Raw genomic sequence first — 3448 nt, 5'->3', positions numbered from 1 at the left:
ATGCGGTCCTCGATGTCGTGGCAGCCCGGCAGCATGTCGTCATAACTACGCGGATCCATCCCGAAGTCGCGCGGGTGTTTGCCTGCGACGGCGTTGAGCGCAAAGTTGCCGGACTGCTTGCCCTCGTAGAGCCAGGTGTCGTTGCCGTCGGGCAGCTTGACGATGCGCGGAGCCACCTCCGCGTACTTGGCGGGCACCCGGTCGAGCCAGACGCGCGGGTGCTCGATGACGTGGTCGTCTACGGAGATGATCTTGGCGTCGTCGGGCAGCATGCGGATTTCCCTCCTGGAACGGCTGGTACACGAGCTCCCACACCAGATGTTGCGAGTGGGCTTCCCTCACAGTAGAACGATGAGTGCGATTTCTGCAATGTAGGTGTGCTAATCAGAGCAGTTTTTAGCCCCGACTCAGTCCGCGATTATCCGTAGCGCCTGCTTCGGACAGGCGGCCACCGCGTCGACTACCGCCGATTCCATCTCGAAGGGCGGTTCCGGAAGAACGATGTCAACGACCTCGTCGTCGCTCAGATCGAACACTTCAGGCGCTTCTGCCACGCACAATGCGTTGGCTTCGCAGAGATCGGGGTCGACTGTCACCTTCATGCTTCCAGTAGACCATCACGTTCTTTTTCGGACAACTAGAGTCTCCCTTCACGCATGTCATAGGTTGATCATGTGACACACTTCCCTCTGTCGGGCGGCCGCAGGCGATAACGATCTTCGACGACGAGAGGGCACGATGGCCATTGACAACGTTCTGGTGATCACCGGGGGCGCGGGCGGCATGGGACTGGCCTGCGCCCGCGCACTCGCTCATCGCGGGCGTCTGCTGCTGGTGGATGTGCGCGAAGACCTACTCGACCAGGCACGCAAAGCCCTAGGAACGCAAGGGGCGGTCGTGGAGACGCTGCGCTGCGACGTGACCTCCGCGGCTGATGTCGCAGCGGTCGCCGATCGGGTGTGCGGACTCGGCCGGCTGCGCTGCCTCGTGCATACCGCAGGCGTTTCACCGGAGATGGCCGATGCGAGCACCGTGCTGGACGTGGACCTGGCCGGCTCGGTGCGCATCACCGACGCGCTGTTCCCCTTGGTCAACCCGGGCAGCTCCGCGATCCTGATCGGATCGATCGCCAGCTACAGCGACGTCCCCGCCGCCGTGGAACCGTTGCTCGACGACCCGCTCGCCGACGGGTTCTTCGCCGCGGTCGAGCAGGCCATGGGCCAACCCCTCGACAGCGCCACGGCCTACGTCCTGGCAAAACGCGGCGTGACCCGGCTGGCCGAGCGCCTGGCCACGCCGTGGGGCAAGAAGGGCGGACGCACCGTCGCGATCTCACCCGGGCTGATCGACACGCCTATGGGCAGGCTGGAACTGGATCGGCAGCCCATCATTCCGGTCATGATCGAGGTGACGCCGGTCAAACGCCCAGACCGGCCGCTGCCAGGGCGGCCCGAGGACATCGCCGCCACGGTGGCCTTCCTTGAATCCGATGCCGCGGCGTTCATCTCCGGCTGTGACGTCCGCGTCGACGGCGGGCTCGTGGGTGCGGGCAAGCACCTGATGGGTGTCGGCTGATGACGGCGACCAGAGCCGACTGGATCGACCCCGAGATCGCCGAAATTCTGCGCGATTTCCCCGATTTCGACTTCTCCGCAGAAAATGTTCCCGCCATGCGCGGCGGGACGATGTTCGAGCCACAGTCCGCACCGGACATCGAGCGCGTCGAGCTGACCACCGACCGCGGCGACGTCGCCCTGTCGGTGCTACGACCCGTCGATTCCGCCGAGGAGCCACCGGTCCTGTACTGGATGCATGGCGGCGGGATGGTGATCGGCAACCGATACATGGACGATGTCCGCCTGCTCGAGTGGTGCCGCTGGTTGGGCTGTGTCTGCGTGAGTGTCGAATACCGGCTGGCACCCGAAGTGCCGTACCCCGGGCCGCTGGACGACTGCGAGGAGGGGCTGCGCTTCATCGTCGAGCACGCTCACGAGCTGCGGATCGACCCGTGGCGGGTGGGGATCGGCGGCCGAAGTGCCGGCGGGGCACTGGCGGCTGGCCTGGCACTGCGGTGCCGCGAGGACGCGAATGTCCCGTTGGCGTTTCAATACTTGGAGTATCCGATGCTCGACGACCGGGGTCTCACGGTGTCGAGCCAGCTCGAGGGATTGCAGGTGTGGACCCGCGAATCCAACGCGTTCGGCTGGCGCAGTTATCTCGGGGATCGGTACCGCACCGATGACGTGCCAGCGGATGCGGCGCCGGCCCGGGCCAATGAACTGAGCGGCCTGCCATCGACATTCATCGGTGTCGGCACGGCGGACTGCCTGCGCGACGAGTCGATCGATTTCGGTGCGCGACTATGCCGGGCCGCGGTGCCTACCGAACTGCACGTCTACGCCGGCGCCGTGCACGGCTTCGACATGTTCGCCGATACGGCGGTGGCCCGAACCGCTGCGCGCGACAGCGCGGACTGGCTGGCCCGCCAGTTCGGCTGACGGCGGGTTGCTTACCAGTGCTGTGGCTTTATCAGGCGGGCGATCCGATGCCGAAAAGCTGCTCTGGGCAGTAGTCTTTGCACCGACCAGGCTTCGTACACCACGAATTTTGTGGTCTGTCGGGGAAACCGTACTGCGTGGCTCGTCGTCGAAAAATACCGGTGTCGGGCCGATGAAGGGGAGCCGTGTGCCAGCGCCGGCTAAGCGGGGTGGTTCGTGGCTTGGCCGGTGTCAGCAGTGTGGGTTTGGTCGATGGTCGCAGCCCAGCTGGCGAGCAGGTTCAGTCCATCGTGAGACGGCGTTCCCGGTTGGGCGCTGTAAGCGGTGAGGGTCAGGCCGGCATCGGCTGGGAATTCCATGGCGTCGTAGTCGAGGCTGAGTTCGCCGACCACGGGGTGGTGGTAGCGCTTGCGCCCGGTCCGGAGGAGGCGCACGTTGTGGGCGGCCCACCGCTTGCGGAAGGTCTCACTGCGCGTGGAAAGTTCCCCGACGAGGTCGGACAGGTTGCGGTCGAACGGGTTTCGTCCGGCCTCGGTGCGCAAGACGTCCACTGTTGAATCGACGGCGAGGTCCCAGTCGGGATAGAACGTGCTCGCGCGAGGGTCGAGGAAAACGAACCTGGCGTGGTTGACGGGTCGGGCCGACTCGACGTAGATCGGCGAGAAGAGGGCGTATCCGAGGCTGTTGGCCGACAGGATGTCCAGGCGTCCGTTGTGCACGATTGCCGGCATCTGGGTCAGCCCATCGAGGATGCGCTGCACCCCGGGACGGATCTGCTGCTGGCTGTCACGGGGCCGGCGGGTGCGTGACGTGGTGTTGGCGGCGCGGGCCAAATCGCACAGATGCGCGTGTTCTGCTTCGTCGAGTTGCAGGGCACGGGCGATCGCGTCCAGCACGCTGTCGGACACGCCGCCCAGGTTCCCCCGCTCGAGGCGGTTGTAGTAGTCCAC

The 3448-nt window shown here is 65.6% G+C and carries 4 protein-coding genes and 1 pseudogene; 2 read left to right on the top strand and 3 right to left on the bottom strand.

What is annotated here, in order from left to right:
- Nucleotides 1-272 (bottom strand): annotated as a pseudogene (locus QOC69_RS04985) (amidohydrolase family protein); the annotation flags it as partial.
- A gap of 135 nt (nucleotides 273-407) precedes the next feature.
- Nucleotides 408-602 (bottom strand): ferredoxin, encoded by a 195-nt coding sequence (locus QOC69_RS04980; protein WP_526436983.1) that lies wholly within the window; start codon nucleotides 600-602, stop codon nucleotides 408-410.
- A gap of 136 nt (nucleotides 603-738) precedes the next feature.
- On the opposite strand from QOC69_RS04980, the gene QOC69_RS04975 reads away from it, so the two are divergent.
- Together QOC69_RS04975 and QOC69_RS04970 are read left to right on the top strand one after the other, a co-directional pair.
- On the top strand, nucleotides 739-1575 hold the full coding sequence (locus QOC69_RS04975; protein WP_526436980.1) for an SDR family NAD(P)-dependent oxidoreductase: 837 nt from the start codon (nucleotides 739-741) through the stop codon (nucleotides 1573-1575).
- On the top strand, nucleotides 1575-2498 hold the full coding sequence (locus QOC69_RS04970; RefSeq protein WP_526436978.1) for an alpha/beta hydrolase: 924 nt from the start codon (nucleotides 1575-1577) through the stop codon (nucleotides 2496-2498). The genes QOC69_RS04975 and QOC69_RS04970 overlap by 1 nt, the downstream gene beginning before the upstream one ends.
- Before the next feature lie 200 nt (nucleotides 2499-2698).
- Here the strand turns inward: QOC69_RS04970 and QOC69_RS04965 are convergent.
- Nucleotides 2699-3448: MmyB family transcriptional regulator (locus QOC69_RS04965; protein WP_526436976.1), on the bottom strand; the 750-nt coding region annotated here is incomplete at its 5' end.

Origin of the sequence: Mycobacterium sp., from assembly GCF_032162105.1 — a bacterium.
Lineage (GTDB): Bacteria > Actinomycetota > Actinomycetes > Mycobacteriales > Mycobacteriaceae > Mycobacterium.
Note: the sequence above shows the minus strand (reverse complement) of the source record. Positions and strands in the feature narration are given on the sequence as shown.

Coding starts and splice junctions, on each gene's coding strand:
- QOC69_RS04980 (WP_526436983.1), bottom strand. CDS start 602: ATGAAGGTGACAGTCGACCCCGATCTCTGCGAAGCCAACGCATTGTGC.
- QOC69_RS04975 (WP_526436980.1), top strand. CDS start 739: ATGGCCATTGACAACGTTCTGGTGATCACCGGGGGCGCGGGCGGCATG.
- QOC69_RS04970 (WP_526436978.1), top strand. CDS start 1,575: ATGACGGCGACCAGAGCCGACTGGATCGACCCCGAGATCGCCGAAATT.